Genomic DNA, 20,314 nt, shown 5'->3' on the forward strand with positions numbered 1-20,314 from the left:
CCGCCCTGCCCGGGTAAGGGCGCAGGTAAACCCGTCGCCCTGGGTCGTATGTGGACGGTGCATCCGGTTAGGCTCAAGGCATGTATGCCTGGCCCGCTTCTGAGGTTCCCGCCCTGCCCGGCAAGGGCCGCGACCTCCGGATTCACGACACCGCGACCGGTGGCCTCGTCACCCTTGAGCCCGGTCCCGTCGCCCGTCTCTACGTCTGCGGCATCACCCCGTACGACGCGACCCACATGGGTCACGCGGCGACCTACAACGCGTTCGACCTCGTCCAGCGCGTGTGGCTCGACACCAAGCGGCAGGTTCACTACGTACAGAACGTCACGGACGTGGACGACCCGCTCCTGGAGCGGGCCGAGCGCGACGGCAAGGACTGGGTGGAGCTCGCCGAGAGCGAGACCGCGCTGTTCCGCGAGGACATGACCGCCCTGCGCCTCCTCCCGCCCCAGCACTACGTGGGCGCCGTGGAGTCCATACCGGGCATCGTGCCGCTCGTCGAGCGCCTGCGGGACATCGGCGCCGCGTACGAGCTGGAAGGGGACGTCTACTTCTCCGTCGCCGCCGACCCGCACTTCGGCGAGGTCTCCGGGCTCGACGCCGCCGCCATGCGGCTGCTGTCCGCCGAGCGCGGCGGCGACCCCGACCGGCCCGGCAAGAAGAACCCGCTCGACCCGATGCTGTGGATGGCCGCCCGCGAGGGCGAGCCGAGCTGGGACGGCGGCACCCTCGGACGCGGCCGCCCCGGCTGGCACATCGAGTGCGTGGCCATCGCCCTGGAGCACCTGGGCATGGGCTTCGACGTGCAGGGCGGCGGCTCCGACCTGGCCTTCCCGCACCACGAGATGGGCGCGTCGCACGCGCAGGCCCTGACCGGCGAGCACCCCTTCGCCAAGGCCTATGTGCACGCGGGCATGGTCGCCCTGGACGGCGCCAAGATGTCCAAGTCCAAGGGCAACCTGGTGTTCGTGTCGAAGCTCCGGCGCGACGGCGTCGACCCGGCCGCCATCCGCCTCGCCCTCCTCGCCCACCACTACCGCGCCGACTGGGAGTGGACCGACCAGGTCCTCCAGGACGCCGTGGCCCGGCTCGGCCGCTGGCGCGCCGCCGTCTCCCGGCCGGACGGGCCGCCCGCCGACCAGCTCGTCGAGGAGCTGCGCGAGGCCCTCGCCAACGACCTGGACGCGCCCGCCGCGCTCGCCGCCGTCGACCGCTGGGCCGCCCGCCAGGACGCCGAGGGCGGCACGGACGAGGGGGCGCCCGGCGTCGTCTCGCGTGCCGTGGACGCGCTGCTGGGGGTCGCGCTCTAGGCGCCGCGCGGTTCCCCGCGCCCCTTCGGGGCGTTCCCGGCAGGCATGAGCGGCGCCGGGCGGAGTTCCGCCCGGCGCCGTCGTGCACGGTGGGTTCCGAGGTGCGTCACCTGGTGACGACGATGGCGAGCAGCAGCCCCGGGTTGTTGCTGTCGTAGTAGCCGATCACCGGCTGCCCGTACGCGAAGGCGTGCTGCACCTCCTCGCGGGTGCGGTCGCTGGGGTCGACGTAGACCCGCCAGTCGCCGTCGACGTACAGGTACAGGAGCGGGGCCTGCCCCGGCAGCGGCTGCACCACGTCCCAGAAGGTCTCCGACACCGCCGCGGCGAGGGCCGTGGTGGAGACCTCGGGCGCCTGCGCCTGCGGGACCTGCCGCTGGCCGAGCTGCTGGAGCAGCCCCTGGAAGGGCTGCTGCTGACCGAGCTGCTGCATCTGCTGGCGCAGGTGCGGCGGGATCTGCTGACCGATGCCCTGCTGGCCGGTGCCCTGCTGCCCCATGCTCTGCTGGCCGATGCCCTGGCCGCCCTGCTGTCCCATGCCCTGCTGGCCGAACGGGCGCTGCTGGCCGTACTGCTGCTGGAGCTGCGGCGGCGCGGTGCTCGGACCCTGCTGGCCCATGCCCTGGCCGCCTTGCTGCCCCATGCCCTGCTGGTCGAACGGCTGCTGCTGGCCCATGCCCTGCTGGCCCGGGAACTGCTGCTGGCCGGGGAACTGCTGCTGCCCGAACGGCTGCTGCCCGAAGGGCTGCTGCTGCCCGTACTGCTGGCTCTGCTGGCTCAATTGCGGGGTGGTGCTCATGCGGGTGCCACCTTCCCTCAATCGTCTCTGTGTCTTGATGTCCCTCGCTGGTTCAGCCCGTCACGACCAGGCCCACGACCTCGTCCTCGGAGAACCAGACGCGTACGTCGGGAGACCCGCCCGCGAACGCGGCGTGCACCGCCTGGCGGATCTCGGGGGTCGGATGGTTCAGGTTCCGCCACTCCCCGGCGACGAACAGCCGCAGGCGCGGCGGGAGTTCGGGCGGATACGGGATCAGCTCGTCCCAGTAGCGCTCGGCGCGGCCGGAGCCCACCGCCGACGGCAGCAGCTTGGCGACCGCCGCCCTGATGTCGGGGCGGTTGCCGATCCGCTGGGACGCCGGGCGGCCCGGCGCGTCCTGCTGCGGCGAGCCCGTGGCCCGCAGCAGCGCCCGCGCCCGGGGCGACGTCAACGGCTGCTGGTCCGCCGCCTTGAGCATGCCCTGGAGCGAGGCGAGCGCGCCGACGACCATCGGGGACGCCGACGAGGTGCCGGAGAACGTGTCCGTGTACCAGGCGATCTCGTCGACGCCGCCCTGGAGGTCGCCCGGCTGGTTCCAGAAGCCGCCCGTCGACGTGGTCTCGCGGCCCCAGCCCTGGGCGTCCACGCGCGCGCCGTAGTTGGAGAACGCCAGGCGCGAGCGGTCCGGGCCGTGGTCGCGGCCGTGCGTGCCGGGCGGCGGCGCGCCCGCGCCGACCAGGACGGCCTCCGACGGCGGGTTGGACGGGTTGAACGGGTTGCGCCACCACGACGGGAACTCGTCGGGCCGCCGCTCGTACACCGCGTCGTCCAGCGACTCGCCGCCGTTGCCCGCCGCGCCCACCACGACGACGCCCTTGGCCGTGGCGTACCGGATCGCCGCGTAGTCGTCGGGCCACCACTCCAGGGCGATGTAGCCGCGCTGGTCGTCTCGCTCGTCGAAGTCGAACCGGGGCCCCGGGCGGTGCAGTTCGACCAGGATGAGGTCACCCGGCGCGAGCCGGTCCGCCGCCGCGTGGATCGTCGCCGCCGTGCCGCTGGGCAGGAAGGACGCCGCCGCCGTCACCGCGTCCGGCACGATGCCGGTCACGCCGGACCCGCCGCGGTCGGCCCCCAGCACGCCGAGCACGGCCGTGCCGTGGTTGCGCCACGCCACGTCCTGGACGGGGGTGCCGATGACCACCCCCGCGAGCTTCGCCGACAGGTCCTCGTGGCTGAGCTGCCAGGCGCCCTCGATGTCGATGACGGTCACGCCGTCGCCCCCGCCGCCGAGCCGCTGCCAGGCCCAGAGCGCGTCCACGCCCTCGGGCGCCGCGCCCAGATAGCCCTGGCGGCCGGTGAAGTCGGGGGTGACGGGCATGCCCTCCTTGCGGCGCCGTGTCTCGTCCCGCTCGTCGCCGCTCCGCTGCCCCTGCCCCAGTGAGTCGAGCGTCGCCGGTACGGCGCCGGGCTTCACATACGCCGTGTCGATGCCCGGCAGCGCCGCGATCCGCGCCCGCAGCTCCTGGGCGCGCTCGTCGCCGCCGCGCACCCGGTAGAACAGCGTGAGGTCGGGTACGTCGTCGGCCGCGTCCGGCAGCGCCGCCTGGAGCCGGTCCTCGTTGCCGAACAGCGGCTCAAGGGCGAGCTGTTCGTCGCTGAGGAACATGTTCAGGGCCGATACGTCGGCGCCCGTGGCCGAGCGGACGCCGTGCTCCTGGGCGCGCAGCCGGGCCTCGGGCCGGGCGACGACGATCAGCTCCTGCTCGGCGGGCCGGTAGGTGAAGCCCGCTCCGTCGGGCCCGGGGCCACCGCCTCCCGGGTCGCTGCCCTGCTGCACCTGGTCGGTCATCGCCGCACCACTCCCTTCGGTTCCCGCGCGTCCGGACGCGTCACCGTCCGGTCGCTGCACACCCTGCTACCGCCGGGGCGAGTCGTCCAGGGGTCTGTGCCTCAACGGTGTTTGAGAAGAAGTTGAGTGGGGAACCGTGTGCATTTCATCAAGAAATCCATGTCACGCCCCAAACAGGCCAAAGGCCTACGAGGAGCCTGTGACGTTCTGGGGCGTACGCGGCGAAAGGGGCGGCACCCGCTCGGGTGCCGCCCCTCAGGGCCGGGCGTCCGCCGACGCCGCCGCCTCAGTCCTCGGACGAATCTCCTGCCGGGGAGTCGCCGCCGTGTCCGCCGTCGCCGCCGTCGCCGCCACTGCTGCCGCTGCTGTCACCGCCGCTGCTGTCGGCGTCGCCGCCGGAGGCTTCGGGGTCCTTGGCGTTACCGGGGGCCTCCTCCTTGGCGGCGCCGGTGCCCGTGTCGGCGCTCCCGTCGGCGCCGGTGCCGGTGCCTGCCTCGGTGCCTGCCTCGGCGCTCGCGTCCGGTCGCGGCTTCGGCTTCGGCGGGCGCGTGCGCTCGCTCGGGGTGTCCCGCAGGTACGCCGCCCCGTCGCCGCCCTCCGTGGCGTGGCCGCCCACCGGCCCGGTCCCGGCGACCGGGCCCGCGCCCCCGTCCCGGCGCCGCAGATAGCGCTCGAACTCGCGGGCGATGGCCTCGCCGGAGGCCTCCGGAAGCTCCGCGGTGTCCCGCGCCTCCTCCAGGGACTGCACATACTCGGCGACCTCGCTGTCCTCGGCCGCGAGCTGGTCGACGCCCAGCTGCCAGGCACGGGCGTCCTCCGTCAGCTCGCCGAGGGGGATCCTGAGGTCGATCAGGTCCTCCAGGCGGTTCAGGAGGGCCAGCGTGGCCTTCGGGTTCGGCGGCTGCGACACATAGTGCGGCACCGCCGCCCACAGGCTCACCGCGGGGACGCCCGCGTGCGTGCACGCCTCCTGGAGGATGCCGACGATCCCCGTCGGACCCTCGTACTTGGTCTCCTCCAGGTCCATGGTGCGCGCCAGGTCCGGGTCCGAGGTGACGCCGCTGATCGGCACCGGCCGCGTGTGCGGGGTGTCACCGAGCAGCGCGCCCATGATCACGACCAGTTCGACGCCCAGCTCGTGGGCGAAGCCGAGCAGTTCGTTGCAGAACGAGCGCCAGCGCATGGACGGTTCGATGCCCCGCACCAGGACCAGGTCGCGCGGCTTGTCACCGCCGACGCGGACCACGGAGAGGCGGGTCGTCGGCCATGTGATCTTGCGCACTCCGCCGTCCAGCCACACCGTGGGGCGGTTGACCTGGAAGTCGTAGTAGTCCTCGGCGTCCAGCGCCGCGAACACCTCGCCCTTCCACTCCTTGTCGAGATGTGCGACCGCGGTGGAGGCGGCGTCGCCGGCGTCGTTCCAGCCCTCGAACGCGGCCACCATGACCGGGTCGATCAGCTCGGGTACCCCTTCGAGCTCGATCACCCGGGCCTCCTTCCGACGTTCTCCGCTATAAGTACGCCCCAACCTTACGGCGTCCCGCGGGGGCCTCCGCAGCCCCCCGGCGGCGCCGGGTGCCGGATCACTGCCCAGGTCAACCGCTCGTCACGCATGCCTCACAAAGTGGACCGCAGCCACTGCTCCACGCTCGCGATGTGCACGGTCGCCCAGGACCGCGCCGCCTCCGCGTCCCGCTCGCGCAGCGCCGCCAGGATCGCCCGGTGCTCGTGCAGGGTGCGGCTGACCGCGTCCTCCTGGGTGAGGCCCCGCCACACCCGGGCCCGCGTCGTCGGCCCCGACAGGCCGTCGAGCAGCGAGCACAGCACGGAGTTCCCCGCCGCCCGCACGATGCCCCGGTGGAACTCCAGGTCGCAGGCGACCAGCTCCGCCACGCTCGGCGCCGCGCCGAGCGCGTCCAACTGGGCCGTCAGCGCGTCCAGTTCGGCGTCCGAGACGCGGCTGGCCGCCATGGCCGTGGCGGCGGGCTCCAGGATGCGGCGCACCGCGAGGAACTCCAGGACCGTGTCGTCCCGGTGGAAGTCGACGACGAAGCTCAGCGCCTCCAGGAGCAGTTGCGGGTCCAGGCTCGTCACATAGGTCCCGTCGCCCTGGCGCACGTCCAGGACGCGGATCAGGGACAGCGCCCGCACCGCCTCGCGCAGCGAGTTGCGGGACAGCCCCAGCTCCGCGGCCAGTTCGCTCTCCTTGGGCAGCCTGTCGCCGGGGCGCAGCACACCCGAGACGATCATGCCCTTGATCTTTTCGATGGCCTCGTCGGTGACAGCCATGGCGACCTCGCCTCGTGAGGACCGGCCGCCGCGGCGGGTGGGGCGGGGCCGGTGCGGCCCACCGGAATGAGACATCCGATGTGTCGGCACATTATGGCCCCGGGCGGCGGGGGAGCGGCGGGTTCAGCCGAAGCGCTCGATCCTGATCCGGTCCACCGGCTGCCCGGCGTCCACCAGAAGCCGCGCGGCGTGCTCGGCGAACCCGTTGGAGCCGCAGACGTACGCCTCCCAGCCGCCGTCCGGCGGCGCGCTCAGGTACGGCGCCAGATGGGCGGCGCTCAGCCTGCCCTCGGCGCGGGTGAGCAGCACATCCGTCTCGCCGCCGTACTCGTCGGCGTAGATCAGGTCCGCGCGGGTGCGGGCCGACACGATCAGGCGCAGCGGCACCGCGAGGCCCGCGCGCCGGTGGTGGCGGACCATCGACATCAGCGGCACCACGCCCGAGCCCCCGCCGAGCAGCAGCGCGGGCCGGTCGCCCGGCCAGGCGAAGAACCCGGACAGCGGGCCGCGCACCTCCACGGTGTCGCCGACGCACGCCACCGTGTGCAGGTGCCCGGAGACCTCGCCGCCGTCGACGTGGTCCACGGTCAGCTCGATCTCGCCGCTGCCGTCGGGCGCGGAGGCCAGCGAGTAGTGCCGCTGGGCGACATAGCCGTCCGGTGCGGTCAGGCGCAGCATCAGGTGCTGGCCCGGCAGATGGCCCGCCCAGTCGGGCACCTTGAGCCGGAACGTGGCGGCGGCCCGCGTCTCGCGGCGGATCTCCGTGATCAGCGCCCGCTGCCAGTGCGAGGCGGCCTGCTCGCTCACCGCGATGCGGCCGGGCACCGCGAAGGCCGTCGGCGGCACGAAGGGGACGTACGGGGTCCCCATCGCCTCAGTCACCTCAGTCACCTCAGTCACCGGCGTAACGCTCCTCACGCCACGGGTCGCCCCGGTGGTGGTAGCCGTTCTTCTCCCAGAAGCCGGGCTCGTCGTGGTCGAGGACCTCGAGGCCCGCGATCCACTTGGCGCTCTTCCAGAAGTACAGGTGCGGCACGATCAGCCGGGCCGGTCCGCCGTGTTCGGGCGCCAGCGGCTCGCCCTCGTACTCCCAGGCGATCCACGCCCGCCCGCCGGTGACGTCGGCGAGCGGCAGGTTCGCGGTGTAGCCGGTGTGGGAGTACGCGACGACGTGCGTGGCGCCGGGCAGCGGGCCGCCCGCCCCGGCGAGGAACGCGTCCAGGCGGACGCCGCCGAAGCGGACGCCGAACTTGGACCAGCTCGTCACGCAGTGGATGTCGCCCCGGTACTCGGACGGGGGCAGCGCGTGCGCCTCGTCCCAGGTCCAGGTGCGCGGCCGCGCCACGAGCCCGCCGATACGGAACGTCCAGTCGGCGGTGGCGATCCGCGGCGTCACCTCGGCGGACAGCACGGGCCAGGTGTCCCGGGCGTCGTACTGGCCCGGCGGCAGGCGCGGATCGCGCTCGGCGGCGCGGGCGCACCCGGTGAAGCCGCGCGTCGGCTCGACGGCGGCGCTGGTGGGGGAGTGTCGTCAGGGGTCATCGCACAGCCGGTTCGGGCAGGGCCGCGCCGCTCACGGCGGCTTCGAGGGCGCGCAGCACCTGCGGTTCGTCGAGGGTCAGCAGGACGCGGTCGCGCATCAGGACGCGGCCGTCGACGACGGTGTCGCGCACGTCGGCGGCCGACGCGGCGTACGCGAGCGTCGCGTACGGGTCGTGGCGCGGCGCCAGGTGCGGCCGCGCGAGGTCGAGCACCACCAGGTCGGCGCGCTTGCCCGGTTCCAGGGAGCCGAGCTGATCGCCGAGCCCGAGGGCCCGCGCGCCCTCGATCGTCGCCATCCGCACGGCCTGTTCGGCGCCGACCGCCGTCGGGTCGCCGCCCGCCTTGTGCACCAGCGCCGCGAGCCGCACCGCCCCGAGCACGTCCAGGGTGTTGGAGCTGACCGCGCCGTCCGTGCCGAGGCCCACGGTGACGCCCGCCGCGAGCAGGTCGGGCACGCGGGCGATGCCGCAGCCCAGCTTCAGGTTCGACGCCGGGCAGTGCGCCACGGCCGTGCCCGTGCGGGCCAGCGCCGCGATCTCCGCGTCCGTCAGGTCCACGGCGTGCGCGAGCAGCGTGTCGGGCCCGAGCACGCCGAGCGCGTCGAGGAGTTCCACGGGCCGCATGCCGTGCCGCTCGCGGACCTGCGCCACCTCGGCCGCGTTCTCGGCGGCGTGCAGGTGAAGCAGCGCGTCATGGGCGCGGGCGAGCGCGCTGACCGCGGCGAGCTGGTCGGGCGCGAGCGTGTACGCCGAGTGCGCGAAGACCACCGGCCGGGTGCCCGGCGCCGGGGTGCGGGCGGCCAGCCAGGCGCCCGCCCAGGCGTGCCGCTCCGCGTACGGGCGGCGGTCCGGGGGCTCCGGCACGTCCATGAACGTCGGCCCGGTCAGCAGCCGCCACCCGGCCTCGCCCGCCGCCCGAGCCGCCGCCTCCTGGTACCAGAACATGTCCAGGGCGGTCGTGACCCCGCCGCGCACCGACTCGGCGATCGCCGCCCGCGTGCCCGCCGCCACGGTCTCCGGGGTGAGCAGCGCGGCCTCGCGCGGCACAATCCGCTCCAGGAACTCCTGGAGCGTGACGTCGTCGGCGGTGCCCCGCAGCAGCGTCATGCCCAGGTGCGTGTGCGCGTTGACGAACCCCGGCAGCACCAGGCAGCCGCGCGCGTCGATCTCCTCGGCGGCCACGAACCGCTCACGCAGCCACGCGGCCGGTCCCACCGCCACGACCTCCCCGTCGCGCACCGCCACGGCCCCGTCGGCCACGACGGTGCCGGACGCGTTGACGGTCACGATGTCACCGCCGTGCACGAGCAGGTCGATCGCGGGCATGGGCGACTCCAAGGGGCTGACGGGTACGAGATACGGGTACGGGGGTGGGGGCGGGGGCGGGGACAGGGGCGACCGGACCGCCGGGCTACCGGGCGTGCCGGGGTGGCGCCGGGACGTCGGCGGCCAGCAGGCGCAGTGCGTCCAAGGTTATCCGGGCGCCGCGGGTGACTCCGTCGGCGACCACCCCGCGGTGCGGGTCGTAGCCGCCGGTGGCCTCCTCGTCGACCAACTCGTCGGCGTTCGCCCCGTCCACCACCAGGGCGCCGCCCGCGACCAGGCCGTGCGTGGCGGCGAACACGTACAGGGCGCTCAGCTCCATCTCGATGGCGGCGACCCCGGCGCGCGCGTACGCCTCGCCCGGCAGCGGCAGGAACCCCGGCTGGAACGCCGCTCGCGTCCACACCACGCCCCGGTGGTACGGGGCTTCGGCCGCGCGGGCCGCCCGCTGGAGCGCGAGCACCGCCTCCGGCGCCGCGAACGCCGGGTACTCGGCGGGGACGAGCTGCTGGGTCACGCCGTCGTCGCGCACCGCCGCGTCCGCGATGACGAGGTCGCCGTCCCCGACGCCGTCGCGGATCGCCCCCGCCGTGCCCAGGCGGATGAGGTGCGTCACACCCGCCCGCGCCAGCTCCTGGAACAGGATGAGGGCGCCGGGCGCGCCGATGCCATGCGAGGCCACCACCACCGGCAGGCCCTGCCAGGTGCCGGTGAACGTGCGGTACTCGCGGCGGTGCGCCACCTCCTTGGGAGCGTCGAGCAGGGCGGCGAGCTGGGCGGCGCGGGCGGGGTCACCCACGACCACGGCGTGACCGGGCAACCCCGTACGGGGCACCCCGGTGAGGGGCAGTGTCATCATCATGAGCCCACTCTGCCCTCACGGGTGCGCCCCGGTGCCAGCGGGTCCTCAAGCCCGTCCAGCGCGTGAGGACGAGCCGCGGAGCGACAATTCACGGGGGCGCGAGGGCATCCCTACGCGTCCTCCCACAACCCCGACGGCGCCTCCCTCCGCACCACCGGCGCCACCTCCTCAGCGAACCGCTGCAACGTCTCCACCTGCTCCCCCCGGGACAGCCCGAAGCCGTCCACGGTGATGGACTGGAGGTCGTGCCGGTACACCTCGTGGTACCCGAGGATCTTGTCGATGATCTGCTGCGGCGACCCGATGAGCTGGGGCCCGTCGGCGATGGCGTCCTCGATCGTGCGGAAGGGCGTGTTGTAACCGGCCCGCCCCTCCAGGTCGGGCCGGAACGTCTGGCGCACCTTGGCCTCGTACAGATCCCGGTAGCGCCGCACCGCCTCCTCCGCGCTGTCGGCGATGAGCAGCCCGCCCGAGCCCGCGGCCACGTGCGCGCGGGCGGGGTCGTGCCCGTGGGCCTCGAACCGCTCCCGGTAGTGCGCGATGAGCCGGGCGTACGCCTCCCGCGGCTGGATGGCGTTGGCGGTGAACAGCGGATCGCCGTGCAGGGCGGCGAGTTCGGGGGAGTTGAGGGAGGTCGCCGAGCCGTGCCAGACCCGCGGCGGGCCCGCATACGGGCGCGGCACCGTCGTCACGCCCTTCAGGGCGGGCCGGAACTCGCCCTCCCAGTCGACGTCCTCCTCCCGCCACAGGCGGCGCAGCAGCTCGTACTTCTCCTTCTGGAGGTCCCACTGCCGGGCCTCGTCGAGCCCGAACAGGTCGAAGTGGCCCGCCTCCGCGCCCTTGCCGATGACCAGCTCCACGCGCCCCCGGGAGAGCTGGTCGAGCGTGGCGTAGTCCTCGGCGATCCGCACGGGGTCGAGGATCGCGACGACGGTGACGCCCGTGAGCAGCCTGATCCGGGAGGTCCGCGCCGCGAGCGCGCCGAGCACGACCGTGGGGCTCGACGACAGGAAGTCGCCCGCGTGCCGCTCGCCCACGGCGTACGCGTCGTACCCGAGCCGCTCCGCCTCGACGCCGACCTCGACGACCTCCGCGAACCGCTCGGCGGCGGTGGGCCGTTCACCGGTCAGCGGGTGCGGGGCGTGGGAGATGAGGGACAGCACTTGAAACTTCATGCTTCAACTGTGCGCGCCGAACGTTGCGGCGGTGTGGCGGCGGTGTGGCACCCCTGCCCGGGCACGCGCGAGGGGCGGCCGCCCGTACGGCGACCGCCCCTCACCCACTGCCCTGGGGTCAGCTCTTCTTGCCCAGCAGGTCCTCGACCTTGCCGCGGATCTCGTCCGTGGCCAGGCCGCGGATCGTCAGCGTCGTACGGCGGCGCAGCACGTCGTCGGCCGTCTCGGCCCACTCGTTGTCACGCGCGTACACGACCTGCGCCCAGATCTCCGGGGCGTCCGGGTGGACGCGCTCGGCCAGCTCCGGGTTCTCGTTGGCCAGGCGGGCGATGTCGAAGGACAGCGAGCCGTAGTGCGTCGCCAGGTGGCGGGCGGTGTCCGGCGCCATGCGCGGGCCGGGCGCCGGGCCGTCCACCAGGAGGCGGTGGGCGACGGCGCGCGGGTTGGCGATGCCGGGCAGCGGCAGCTTCTTCGGCAGCGAGGAGATCGGCTCGTAGGCGTCGCCGAGCGGGTGGCCCGGCAGCGACTCCAGCTTCTTCATGATGGTGCGGCCGATGTGGCGGAACGTCGTCCACTTGCCGCCCGCGACGGACAGCATGCCGCCGCGGCCCTCGGTGACGACCGTCTCGCGCTTGGCCTTGGAGGTGTCGCCGGGCCCGCCCGGCAGCACCCGCAGACCCGCGAAGGAGTACGTGATCAGGTCGCGGGACAGCTGCTGGTCGCGGATGGAGAACGCGGCCTCGTCCAGGATCTGGGCGGTGTCCTTCTCGTTGACCGCGACGCCGCGCGGGTCGCCCTCGTACTCCTCGTCGGTCGTGCCGAGCAGCAGCATGTCCTCCCACGGCAGGGCGAACGTGATGCGGTACTTGTCGATCGGCGTGGCCAGCGCGGCCTTCCAGGGGGAGGTGCGCTTGAGGACGAGGTGCGCGCCCTTGGACAGGCGGATGGAGGGGGCCGCGTTGGGGTCCTCCATCGTGCGCAGGTGGTCGACCCAGGGGCCGGTGGCGTTCAGGACGAGCCGGGCGTTGACGCCGAACTCGTCGCCGGACAGCCGGTCCTTGAGGTCGGCGCCGGTGACCCGGCCGCCCGTGAAGCGCAGCCCGGTGACCTCGGCGTGGTTGAGGACGACGGCGCCCGCCTCGACGGCCGCGCGGACCGTCATCAGGGCCATGCGGGCGTCGTTCATCTGGTCGTCGCCGTACACCGCGACGGCCTTCAGGTTGTCGGTGCGCAGCTCCGGCACGTCCTGCGCCGCCTTGGCGGGGAGAGCAGGTGGCCGACGCCGTCGCCGAACGCGGAGAGCGCCGAGTAGGCGAAGACGCCCGCGCCGAGCTTGGCGGCGCCGTGCGGGCCGCCCTTGTACACCGGCAGGTAGAAGGTGAGCGGGTTGGCGAGGTGCGGTGCCACCTGGCGCGACACCGCACGCCGCTCGAAGTGGTTCTCCGCGACCAGCTTCACCGCGCCGGTCTGCAGGTAGCGCAGACCGCCGTGGAGCAGCTTGGAGGAGGCGGAGGAGGTGGCGCCGGCGAAGTCGCCGGCGTCCACCAGGGCCACCCTGAGACCCGACTGCGCGGCGTGCCAGGCCGTGGAGATGCCCAGGATGCCGCCGCCGATCACCAGGAGGTCGTACGCCGCCTTGGACAGGCGTTCCCGGGTCTCGGCACGGCTCGGGTTGCGGCCGTCGGCGGGCGGCGTCCCGAGTGCCGAGGTGACGGGGCCGCTCTCTAGGGTGGTCATGGTTGTTGCTCCTCGTCAGCGAGCTGTGGGGTGTGGTCAGCTCTCGTCTTCGAGCCAGCCCATGGTCCGCTCCACGGCCTTGAGCCAGTTCTTGTACTCACGGGCGCGGGTGTCCGCGTCCATGCGGGGGGTCCACTCGGCGGCCCGGCGCCAGTTGGCGCGCAGGTCGTCGGTGGAGGACCAGAAGCCGACGGCGAGACCGGCGGCGTAGGCGGCGCCGAGGCAGGTCGTCTCGGCCACCATCGGGCGCACCACGGGGGCGTCCAGGAAGTCCGAGAGGGTCTGCATCAGCAGGTTGTTGGAGGTCATGCCGCCGTCGACCTTGAGGGCCGCGAGCTCGACGCCGGAGTCCTTCGTCATGGCGTCGGTGATCTCACGGGTCTGCCAGGCCGTGGCCTCCAGGACGGCGCGCGCGATGTGCGCCTTGGTGACGTACCGGGTCAGACCGGCGATCACCCCGCGGGCGTCGGAGCGCCAGTACGGGGCGAACAGGCCGGAGAAGGCCGGGACGAAGTAGGCGCCGCCGTTGTCCTCGACACTGGAGGCCAGCGTCTCGATCTCGGCGGCCGACTTGATGAGCCCCATCTGGTCGCGCATCCACTGCACCAGGGAGCCGGTGACGGCGATGGAGCCCTCGAGGGCGTAGACGGGCTTCTTGTCACCGATCTGGTAGCCGACCGTCGTGAGCAGCCCGCTGTACGAGTTGATGGCCTTCTCGCCGGTGTTCATCAGCATGAAGGTGCCGGTGCCGTACGTGGACTTGGCCTCGCCCGCGGCGAAGCAGGTCTGGCCGAACAGGGCCGCCTGCTGGTCCCCGAGCGCGGACGCGACGGGGATGCCGCCCAGCAGCTCGCCGAGCTTGCCGCCGGTGACCTCGCCGTAGACCTCGGCGGAGGAGCGGATCTCGGGCAGGATCGCGAGGGGCACGCCGATGGACTCGGCGATGCGCTCGTCCCACTCCATGGTGTGCAGGTTCATCAGCATGGTGCGGGAGGCGTTGGTGACGTCGGTGACGTGCTTGCCGCCGTTGACGCCGCCCGTCAGGTTCCAGATGACCCAGGTGTCCATGGTGCCGAAGAGGATCTCGCCCGCCTCGGCGCGCTCGCGCAGGCCCTCGACGTTGTCGAGCAGCCAGCGGGCCTTGGGCCCGGCGAAGTACGAGGCAAGGGGCAGGCCCGTCTCGCGGCGGAAGCGGTCCTGGCCGACGTTGCGGCCCAGCTCCTTGCACAGGGCGTCGGTGCGGGTGTCCTGCCAGACGATGGCGTTGTGGACCGGCTCGCCGGTGTTCTTGTCCCACAGCAGCGTGGTCTCGCGCTGGTTGGTGATGCCGATGGCCTTGATGTCGTCGCGGGTGATGCCCGCCTTCTCGATCGCCCCGGCGACGACTTCCTGGACGTTGGTCCAGATCTCGGTGGCGTTGTGCTCCACCCAGCCCGGCTTGGGGAAGATCTGCTCGTGCTCCTTCTGGTCGACGGAGACGATGCGGCCGTCCCGGTCGAAGATGATGCAGCGCGAGGACGTGGTGCCCTGGTCGATCGCGGCGATGAAGGGCCCTGCGGTGTGCGCGTCGGTCACGGTGTGCTCCTGGAGTGCGTCGTGGTCGGGTGGTCGGCGGGTTCGCTCAGAACAGCTTGAAGATGTACGCGGCGAGAGCGCCGCCGATCAGCGGACCGACCACGGGAATCCACGCGTACGACCAGTCGGAGCCACCCTTGTTGGGGAGCGGGAGCAGCGAGTGGACGATGCGGGGGCCGAGGTCGCGGACCGGGTTGATGGCGTACCCGGTGGGGCCGCCGAGCGAGAGGCCGATGCCGACCACGACGAGCGCGGTGATCAGGGCACCGAGGGTGCCGAGGCCGTTGCCGCCGTCATTGAGGCCCTGAGTGAGGATCGCCAGGACGAGCACGGTCGTGGCGATGATCTCGGTGATGAGGTTCTGCGCGGCGTTGCGGATCTCCGGGCCGGTGGAGAAGATGCCGAGCACGGGACCGGCCTTGGGCGCGGCCTTCTGGTCGACCAGGCCTTCCTCGGCGGGCTGGGCCTTGATGATCTCGGGGTCGGTGAGGTGGGCCTGGAACTGCCCGTAGTACGTCGCCCAGACCAGCACGGCGCCGATCATGGCGCCCAGGAGCTGCGAGCCGAGGTAGACCGGAACGTCGCTCCACTTGGTGCCGCCCTCGACGGCGAGGCCGATGGTGACCGCCGGGTTCAGGTGGGCGCCGGAGACGCCACCGGCCAGGTAGGCGCCCGTCAGGACCGCGAAGCCCCACCCGAAGGTGATGGCGAGCCAGCCGGCGTCCTTGGCCTTCGAGCGCTTGAGCGTGACGGCGGCGCACACGCCACCGCCCAGCAGGATGAGAATGGCGGTACCGATGGTCTCGCCGAGGAAGATGTCGTGGCTGGACACCCGCGACTCCTTTGTCCTTCGTCCAGGGGAAGCCGAACCCCGGGTCCCTCCGGTGGTCCGCGCCCTCAGGTGAGGGCGTTCTCCGGCCCTTGGCTTGCCCCACTCTAACGCGTAATGCCGTTAGCTGTTCGACAATGCCGACCGGTGGACGCGAGTCTGTCCCTGGGGTTACCGGCGCGTCAAGACTTCTGTAATTGAAAACACGATCGTTATTGATCGTTCCGCCTTATCAGCGAAGCGCAACCCGAAGACAGCCTGTCCGGCGTTTGAGGACGAGGCGCGAAGCGCCGATGAGGGCGGGGTCCAGGGGCGGCGCCCCCTGGTTTCGGTGAAGGGGTGGGCCTGGGGCGCCCCGCGAGGACCCGCACCCACGCCCCCTCAGAACCGGCTGGCCCCCAGGTCCCGGGAGACGGCCCGCGCGCAGTCCCGCACGGCGGCGATCAGCTCGGTCCGCAGCTCGCCCCCCGGGCACACCCGCTCCACCGCCCCGGTGACCCCCACGGCCCCCACCGGCATCCGCCGCCGGTCGTGGATGGGCGCCGCGACGGAGGCGATGCCCTCCCAGGTCTCCTCCACGTCGGTGGCGTACCCCCGGGCCCGCGTCACGTCGAGCACGCTCTCGAACGCCGCCGCGTCGCACGCCGTGCGGTCGGTGAACGCGATCCGCTCCGCCTCCAGGGCCTCGCTGTGCGCCACCGGGTCGTACGCCGCGAGGACCTTGCCGAGCGCCGTGGAGTGCAGCGGCTGCATCGCGCCGACCTCCAGGACCTGGCGGCTGTCGTCGGGCCGGAAGACGTGGTGCACGATCAGCACGCCCTGCTGGTGCAGCACCCCCAGGTAGACGCTCTCGCCGCTGGAGCGGGCCAGGTCGTCGGTCCACACCAGGGCGCGGGCGCGCAGCTCGTGCACGTCCAGATAGCTGTTGCCGAGGCGCAGCAGCTCCGCGCCCAGCTGGTAGCGCCCGGACGCCGGGTCCTGCTCGACGAAGCCCTCCTGCTGGAGCGTGCGCAGGATCCCGTGTGCCGTGCCCTTGGCGAGCCCCAGGGCGGAGGCGATGTCCGAGAGGCCAAGGCGACGCTCACCGCCCGCGAGCAGGCGCAGCATCGCGGCGGCCCGTTCGAGCGACTGGATGTTCCGTGCCATCGCGGCCTGTCCCTCCGTCCCGTGCCCCGCACGTCCCTGCGCCGGGCACTCGATCCCGCGGCTACCCACCGAACGGGGACGCCGTTCGGCAATGCTGAACACTATCGGTCGTTGCCGACCTGTGGCTAAGGGTGAGCATCTCGCGTTTCACCCGGACACCGCGCCCACGACGACTTCCGGCCACCGTCCGACCGCTGGGACGCCCTGACGCAAGCACGCCACCCCCGGCTACCCTGGCCGGGTGCGCCTTCCACGGGAAGCCGCAAAGCCGACAGCCGTCGCACTCCAGGGAGCTCATTCATGGCCTCGTCGCCGACCCCCTCGTCCGCTTCCACGGCGGAGCCCTCCGCCGGGAACCGAGCCGACGCCCTCCGCGAAGCCCTCGCCACCCGCGTGGTGGTGGCCGACGGCGCGATGGGCACGATGCTCCAGGCGCAGGACCCCAGCCTCGACGACTTCCAGAACCTCGAAGGCTGCAACGAGATCCTCAACGTCACGCGCCCCGACATCGTGGCCTCCGTCCACCGCGAGTACTTCGCCGCGGGCGTCGACTGCGTCGAGACCAACACCTTCGGCGCCAACCACGCCGCCCTCGGCGAGTACGACATCCCCGAGCGGGTCTTCGAACTGTCCGAGGCCGGGGCGCGCATCGCCCGCGAGGTCGCCGACGAGTTCACCGCGAGCACCGGCCAGCAGCGCTGGGTCCTCGGCTCGATGGGCCCCGGCACCAAGCTGCCCACCCTCGGCCACGCCCCCTACACCACCCTGCGCGACGCCTACCAGCGCAACGCCGAGGGCATGATCGCGGGCGGCGCCGACGCGCTGCTCGTGGAGACCACCCAGGACCTCCTCCAGACCAAGGCCGCCCTCCTCGGCGCCCGCCGCGCCCTGGCCGCCACCGGCGCGAACCTGCCGCTCATCTGCTCGGTCACCGTCGAGACCACCGGCACCATGCTCCTCGGCTCCGAGATCGGCGCCGCGCTCACCGCGCTCGAACCCCTCGGCATCGACATGATCGGCCTCAACTGCGCGACCGGCCCCGCCGAGATGAGCGAGCACCTGCGCTACCTCTCCCGCCACTCCCGCGTCCCGCTCGCCTGCATGCCCAACGCGGGCCTGCCCGTCCTCGGCAAGGACGGCGCCCACTACCCGCTGACGGCGCCCGAACTGGCCGACGCCCAGGAGACGTTCGTACGCGAGTACGGCCTGTCCCTGGTCGGCGGCTGCTGCGGCACCACGCCCGAGCACCTGCGCCAGGTCGTCGAGCGCGTCCGCGGCCTCACCCCCACCGCCCGCGAGCCGCACCCCGAGCCCGGCGCCGCCTCGCTCTACCAGACCGTCCCGTTCCGTCAGGACACCTCGTACCTGGCGATCGGCGAGCGCACCAACGCCAACGGCTCGAAGAAGTTCCGCGAGGCCATGCTGGAGGGCCGCTGGGACGACTGCGTGGAGATGGCCCGCGACCAGATCCGCGAGGGCGCGCACATGCTCGACCTGTGCGTGGACTACGTGGGCCGCGACGGCGTCGCCGACATGGAGGAGCTGGCCGGGCGCTTCGCCACCGCCTCCACGCTGCCGATCGTCCTGGACTCCACCGAGGTCGACGTCATCCAGGCGGGCCTGGAGAAGCTGGGCGGCCGCGCCGTCATCAACTCCGTCAACTACGAGGACGGCGACGGCCCCGACTCCCGCTTCGCCAAGGTCACCCGCCTCGCCCAGGAGCACGGCGCCGCGCTGATCGCGCTGACCATCGACGAGGAGGGCCAGGCCCGCACCCCCGAGAAGAAGGTGGAGATCGCCGAGCGGCTGATCGCCGACCTGACCGGCAACTGGGGCATCCGCGAGTCGGACATCCTCATCGACACCCTGACCTTCACCATCTGCACCGGCCAGGAGGAGTCCCGCAAGGACGGCATCGCCACCATCGAGGCCATCCGCGAACTCAAGCGCCGCCACCCGGACGTCCAGACCACGCTCGGCCTGTCCAACATCTCCTTCGGCCTCAACCCGGCCGCCCGCATCGTGCTGAACTCCGTCTTCCTCGACGAATGCGTCAAGGCGGGCCTGGACTCGGCGATCGTGCACGCCTCCAAGATCCTCCCCATCGCCCGCTTCGACGAGGAGCAGGTCACCACCGCCCTCGACCTCATCTACGACCGGCGCCGCGAGGGCTACGACCCGCTGCAGAAGCTCATGGAGCTGTTCGAGGGCGCCACCGCCAAGTCCCTCAAGGCGGGCAAGGCCGAGGAACTGGCCGCGCTGCCCCTGGAGGAGCGCCTCAAGCGCCGCATCATCGACGGCGAGCGCAACGGCCTCGAAGCCGACCTCGACGAGGCCCTGACGACCCGCAAGGCCCTCGACATCGTCAACGACACCCTCCTGGACGGCATGAAGGTCGTCGGCGAACTCTTCGGCTCCGGCCAGATGCAGCTGCCGTTCGTGCTCCAGTCCGCCGAGGTCATGAAGACGGCCGTGGCCTACCTGGAACCGCACATGGAGAAGTCCGACGCCGAGGGCAAGGGCACCATCGTCCTCGCCACCGTGCGCGGCGACGTCCACGACATCGGCAAGAACCTCGTCGACATCATCCTGTCCAACAACGGCTACAACGTGGTCAACCTCGGCATCAAGCAGCCCGTCGCCGCGATCCTCGACGCCGCCCAGGAACACAAGGCCGACGTCATCGGCATGTCCGGCCTCCTCGTGAAGTCCACCGTGATCATGAAGGAGAACCTGGAGGAGCTGAACCAGCGCCAGCTGGCCGCCGACTACCCCGTCATCCTCGGCGGCGCCGCCCTCACCCGCGCCTACGTCGAACAGGACCTCCACGAGATCTACGAGGGCGAGGTCCGCTACGCCCGCGACGCCTTCGAGGGACTGCGCCTCATGGACGCCCTCATCGCCGTCAAGCGCGGCGTGCCCGGCGCCACCCTGCCCGAACTCAAGCAGCGCCGCGTGCCCAAGCGGGACACCCCCGCCCTGGAGGTCAAGGAGCCCGAGGGCCCCGCCCGCTCCGACGTCGCCACCGACAACCCCGTGCCCACCCCGCCGTTCTGGGGCACCCGCGTCATCAAGGGCATCCAGCTCAAGGAGTACGCCTCCTGGCTGGACGAAGGCGCCCTGTTCAAGGGCCAGTGGGGCCTCAAGCAGGCCCGCACCGGCGACGGCCCCACCTACGAGGAACTGGTCGAGACCGAGGGCAGGCCCCGCCTTCGCGGCCTGCTCGACGACCTCCAGACCAGGAACCTCCTGGAAGCCGCCGTCGTCTACGGCTACTTCCCCTGCGTCTCCAAGGGCGAGGACCTGCTCATCCTCGACGAACAGGGCAACGAACGCACCCGCTTCACCTTCCCCCGCCAGCGCCGCGGCCGCCGCCTGTGCCTCGCCGACTACTTCCGCGCCGAGGACTCCGGCGAGACGGACGTCGTCGGCCTCCAGGTCGTCACCGTCGGCTCGAAGATCGGCGAGGCCACCGCGGAACTCTTCGCCGCCGACTCCTACCGCGACTACCTCGAACTCCACGGCCTGTCCGTCCAGCTCGCCGAGGCCCTCGCCGAGTACTGGCACGCCCGCGTGCGCGCCGAACTCGGCTTCGGCGGCGAGGACCCCGCCGACGTCGAGGACATGTTCGCCCTCAAGTACCGCGGCGCCCGCTTCTCCCTCGGCTACGGCGCCTGCCCCGACCTGGAGGACCGCGCCAAGATCGCCGAACTGCTGCAGCCCGAACGCATCGGCGTCCACCTCTCCGAGGAGTTCCAGCTCCACCCCGAGCAGTCCACCGACGCCATCGTCATCCACCACCCCGAAGCCACCTACTTCAACGCGCGCTGAGCGTGCCGCGGGCGGACCGAAGGGCACCCCCGCCGTCCGCCCGCGGCGCCGTCGTGGCCGGTCCCGCGGTTCCCCGCGCCCCCGCGG

General features: G+C 72.7%; 16 protein-coding genes and 1 pseudogene. 2 read left to right on the forward strand and 15 right to left on the reverse strand.

All coding sequences use genetic code 11. The annotated features are described in order from the left end of the window. The first annotated feature begins 80 nt into the window (after nucleotides 1–80). On the forward strand, nucleotides 81–1,310 hold the full coding sequence (mshC, locus tag ACOBQU_RS31270) for a cysteine--1-D-myo-inosityl 2-amino-2-deoxy-alpha-D-glucopyranoside ligase (RefSeq protein ID WP_423631710.1): 1,230 nt from the start codon (nucleotides 81–83) through the stop codon (nucleotides 1,308–1,310). A gap of 106 nt (nucleotides 1,311–1,416) precedes the next feature. Here mshC and ACOBQU_RS31275 read toward each other — a convergent pair whose 3' ends face one another. The 15 genes and pseudogenes from ACOBQU_RS31275 to ACOBQU_RS31345 form a co-directional block, all read right to left on the reverse strand. Beyond that, nucleotides 1,417–2,109: a hypothetical protein gene (locus ACOBQU_RS31275; protein WP_423631712.1), complete on the reverse strand. Its 693-nt coding sequence runs from the start codon at nucleotides 2,107–2,109 to the stop codon at nucleotides 1,417–1,419. Nucleotides 2,110–2,161: 52 nt separating this feature from the next. Continuing rightward, a complete protein-coding gene (locus ACOBQU_RS31280) occupies nucleotides 2,162–3,919 on the reverse strand; it encodes a S8 family peptidase (RefSeq protein WP_423631714.1) in 1,758 nt (585 codons plus the stop codon). A 286-nt stretch (nucleotides 3,920–4,205) separates the two neighbouring features. Continuing rightward, complete coding sequence (locus tag ACOBQU_RS31285; RefSeq protein ID WP_423631716.1) at nucleotides 4,206–5,405, reverse strand: PAC2 family protein; 1,200 nt, start codon at nucleotides 5,403–5,405, stop codon at nucleotides 4,206–4,208. A 131-nt stretch (nucleotides 5,406–5,536) separates the two neighbouring features. Continuing rightward, nucleotides 5,537–6,208 (reverse strand): FadR/GntR family transcriptional regulator, encoded by a 672-nt coding sequence (locus tag ACOBQU_RS31290; protein WP_423631718.1) that lies wholly within the window; start codon nucleotides 6,206–6,208, stop codon nucleotides 5,537–5,539. Nucleotides 6,209–6,331: 123 nt separating this feature from the next. Then, the gene (locus ACOBQU_RS31295) at nucleotides 6,332–7,078 is read right to left on the reverse strand and encodes a ferredoxin reductase (RefSeq protein WP_423634823.1); all 747 of its coding nucleotides are present in this window, start codon (nucleotides 7,076–7,078) and stop codon (nucleotides 6,332–6,334) included. Between the two features lie 22 nt (nucleotides 7,079–7,100). Next, nucleotides 7,101–7,658, reverse strand: a complete 558-nt coding sequence (locus ACOBQU_RS31300; RefSeq protein WP_423634825.1) for a sulfite oxidase-like oxidoreductase — start codon at nucleotides 7,656–7,658, stop codon at nucleotides 7,101–7,103. A gap of 88 nt (nucleotides 7,659–7,746) precedes the next feature. Continuing rightward, the gene (locus ACOBQU_RS31305; RefSeq protein ID WP_423631720.1) at nucleotides 7,747–9,075 is read right to left on the reverse strand and encodes an amidohydrolase; all 1,329 of its coding nucleotides are present in this window, start codon (nucleotides 9,073–9,075) and stop codon (nucleotides 7,747–7,749) included. Between the two features lie 85 nt (nucleotides 9,076–9,160). Further along, nucleotides 9,161–9,928, reverse strand: a complete 768-nt coding sequence (locus ACOBQU_RS31310) for a purine-nucleoside phosphorylase (RefSeq protein ID WP_423634826.1) — start codon at nucleotides 9,926–9,928, stop codon at nucleotides 9,161–9,163. Between the two features lie 116 nt (nucleotides 9,929–10,044). Beyond that, a complete protein-coding gene (locus tag ACOBQU_RS31315) occupies nucleotides 10,045–11,109 on the reverse strand; it encodes an LLM class flavin-dependent oxidoreductase (RefSeq protein ID WP_423631722.1) in 1,065 nt (354 codons plus the stop codon). A gap of 118 nt (nucleotides 11,110–11,227) precedes the next feature. Further along, a complete protein-coding gene (locus tag ACOBQU_RS31320; protein WP_423634828.1) occupies nucleotides 11,228–11,707 on the reverse strand; it encodes a glycerol-3-phosphate dehydrogenase C-terminal domain-containing protein in 480 nt (159 codons plus the stop codon). A gap of 27 nt (nucleotides 11,708–11,734) precedes the next feature. Beyond that, nucleotides 11,735–12,376: pseudogene (locus tag ACOBQU_RS31325) on the reverse strand (FAD-dependent oxidoreductase); the annotation flags it as partial. Then, entirely contained in the window at nucleotides 12,325–12,846 is a 522-nt protein-coding gene (locus ACOBQU_RS31330; protein ID WP_423631724.1) for an FAD-dependent oxidoreductase, read from the reverse strand. The pseudogene ACOBQU_RS31325 and the gene ACOBQU_RS31330, both read right to left, overlap by 52 nt. A gap of 36 nt (nucleotides 12,847–12,882) precedes the next feature. Next, nucleotides 12,883–14,421, reverse strand: a complete 1,539-nt coding sequence (gene glpK, locus ACOBQU_RS31335) for a glycerol kinase GlpK (protein ID WP_423631726.1) — start codon at nucleotides 14,419–14,421, stop codon at nucleotides 12,883–12,885. Nucleotides 14,422–14,467: 46 nt separating this feature from the next. After that, nucleotides 14,468–15,253 (reverse strand): MIP/aquaporin family protein, encoded by a 786-nt coding sequence (locus ACOBQU_RS31340; protein ID WP_423631727.1) that lies wholly within the window; start codon nucleotides 15,251–15,253, stop codon nucleotides 14,468–14,470. Nucleotides 15,254–15,631: 378 nt separating this feature from the next. Further along, entirely contained in the window at nucleotides 15,632–16,396 is a 765-nt protein-coding gene (locus tag ACOBQU_RS31345) for an IclR family transcriptional regulator (RefSeq protein WP_423631729.1), read from the reverse strand. A 300-nt stretch (nucleotides 16,397–16,696) separates the two neighbouring features. On the opposite strand from ACOBQU_RS31345, the gene metH reads away from it, so the two are divergent. Then, a complete protein-coding gene (gene metH, locus ACOBQU_RS31350; protein ID WP_423631731.1) occupies nucleotides 16,697–20,227 on the forward strand; it encodes a methionine synthase in 3,531 nt (1,176 codons plus the stop codon). Nucleotides 20,228–20,314 lie beyond the last annotated feature (87 nt).

This window comes from Streptomyces sp. G45, from assembly GCF_049542095.1.
Classification (GTDB): domain Bacteria; phylum Actinomycetota; class Actinomycetes; order Streptomycetales; family Streptomycetaceae; genus Streptomyces.

What these genes read in the sequence shown, in the direction of transcription:
- mshC (WP_423631710.1), top strand. Translation starts at nt 81, where the DNA reads ATGTATGCCTGGCCCGCTTCTGAGGTTCCCGCCCTGCCCGGCAAGGGC.
- ACOBQU_RS31275 (WP_423631712.1), bottom strand. Translation starts at nt 2,109, where the DNA reads ATGAGCACCACCCCGCAATTGAGCCAGCAGAGCCAGCAGTACGGGCAG.
- ACOBQU_RS31280 (WP_423631714.1), bottom strand. Translation starts at nt 3,919, where the DNA reads ATGACCGACCAGGTGCAGCAGGGCAGCGACCCGGGAGGCGGTGGCCCC.
- ACOBQU_RS31290 (WP_423631718.1), bottom strand. Translation starts at nt 6,208, where the DNA reads ATGGCTGTCACCGACGAGGCCATCGAAAAGATCAAGGGCATGATCGTC.
- ACOBQU_RS31295 (WP_423634823.1), bottom strand. Translation starts at nt 7,078, where the DNA reads ATGGGGACCCCGTACGTCCCCTTCGTGCCGCCGACGGCCTTCGCGGTG.
- ACOBQU_RS31305 (WP_423631720.1), bottom strand. Translation starts at nt 9,075, where the DNA reads ATGCCCGCGATCGACCTGCTCGTGCACGGCGGTGACATCGTGACCGTC.
- ACOBQU_RS31310 (WP_423634826.1), bottom strand. Translation starts at nt 9,928, where the DNA reads ATGACACTGCCCCTCACCGGGGTGCCCCGTACGGGGTTGCCCGGTCAC.
- ACOBQU_RS31315 (WP_423631722.1), bottom strand. Translation starts at nt 11,109, where the DNA reads ATGAAGTTTCAAGTGCTGTCCCTCATCTCCCACGCCCCGCACCCGCTG.
- ACOBQU_RS31320 (WP_423634828.1), bottom strand. Translation starts at nt 11,707, where the DNA reads ATGCTGTCCGTCGCGGGCGGCAAGTGGACGACGTTCCGCCACATCGGC.
- ACOBQU_RS31330 (WP_423631724.1), bottom strand. Translation starts at nt 12,846, where the DNA reads ATGACCACCCTAGAGAGCGGCCCCGTCACCTCGGCACTCGGGACGCCG.
- ACOBQU_RS31345 (WP_423631729.1), bottom strand. Translation starts at nt 16,396, where the DNA reads ATGGCACGGAACATCCAGTCGCTCGAACGGGCCGCCGCGATGCTGCGC.
- metH (WP_423631731.1), top strand. Translation starts at nt 16,697, where the DNA reads ATGGCCTCGTCGCCGACCCCCTCGTCCGCTTCCACGGCGGAGCCCTCC.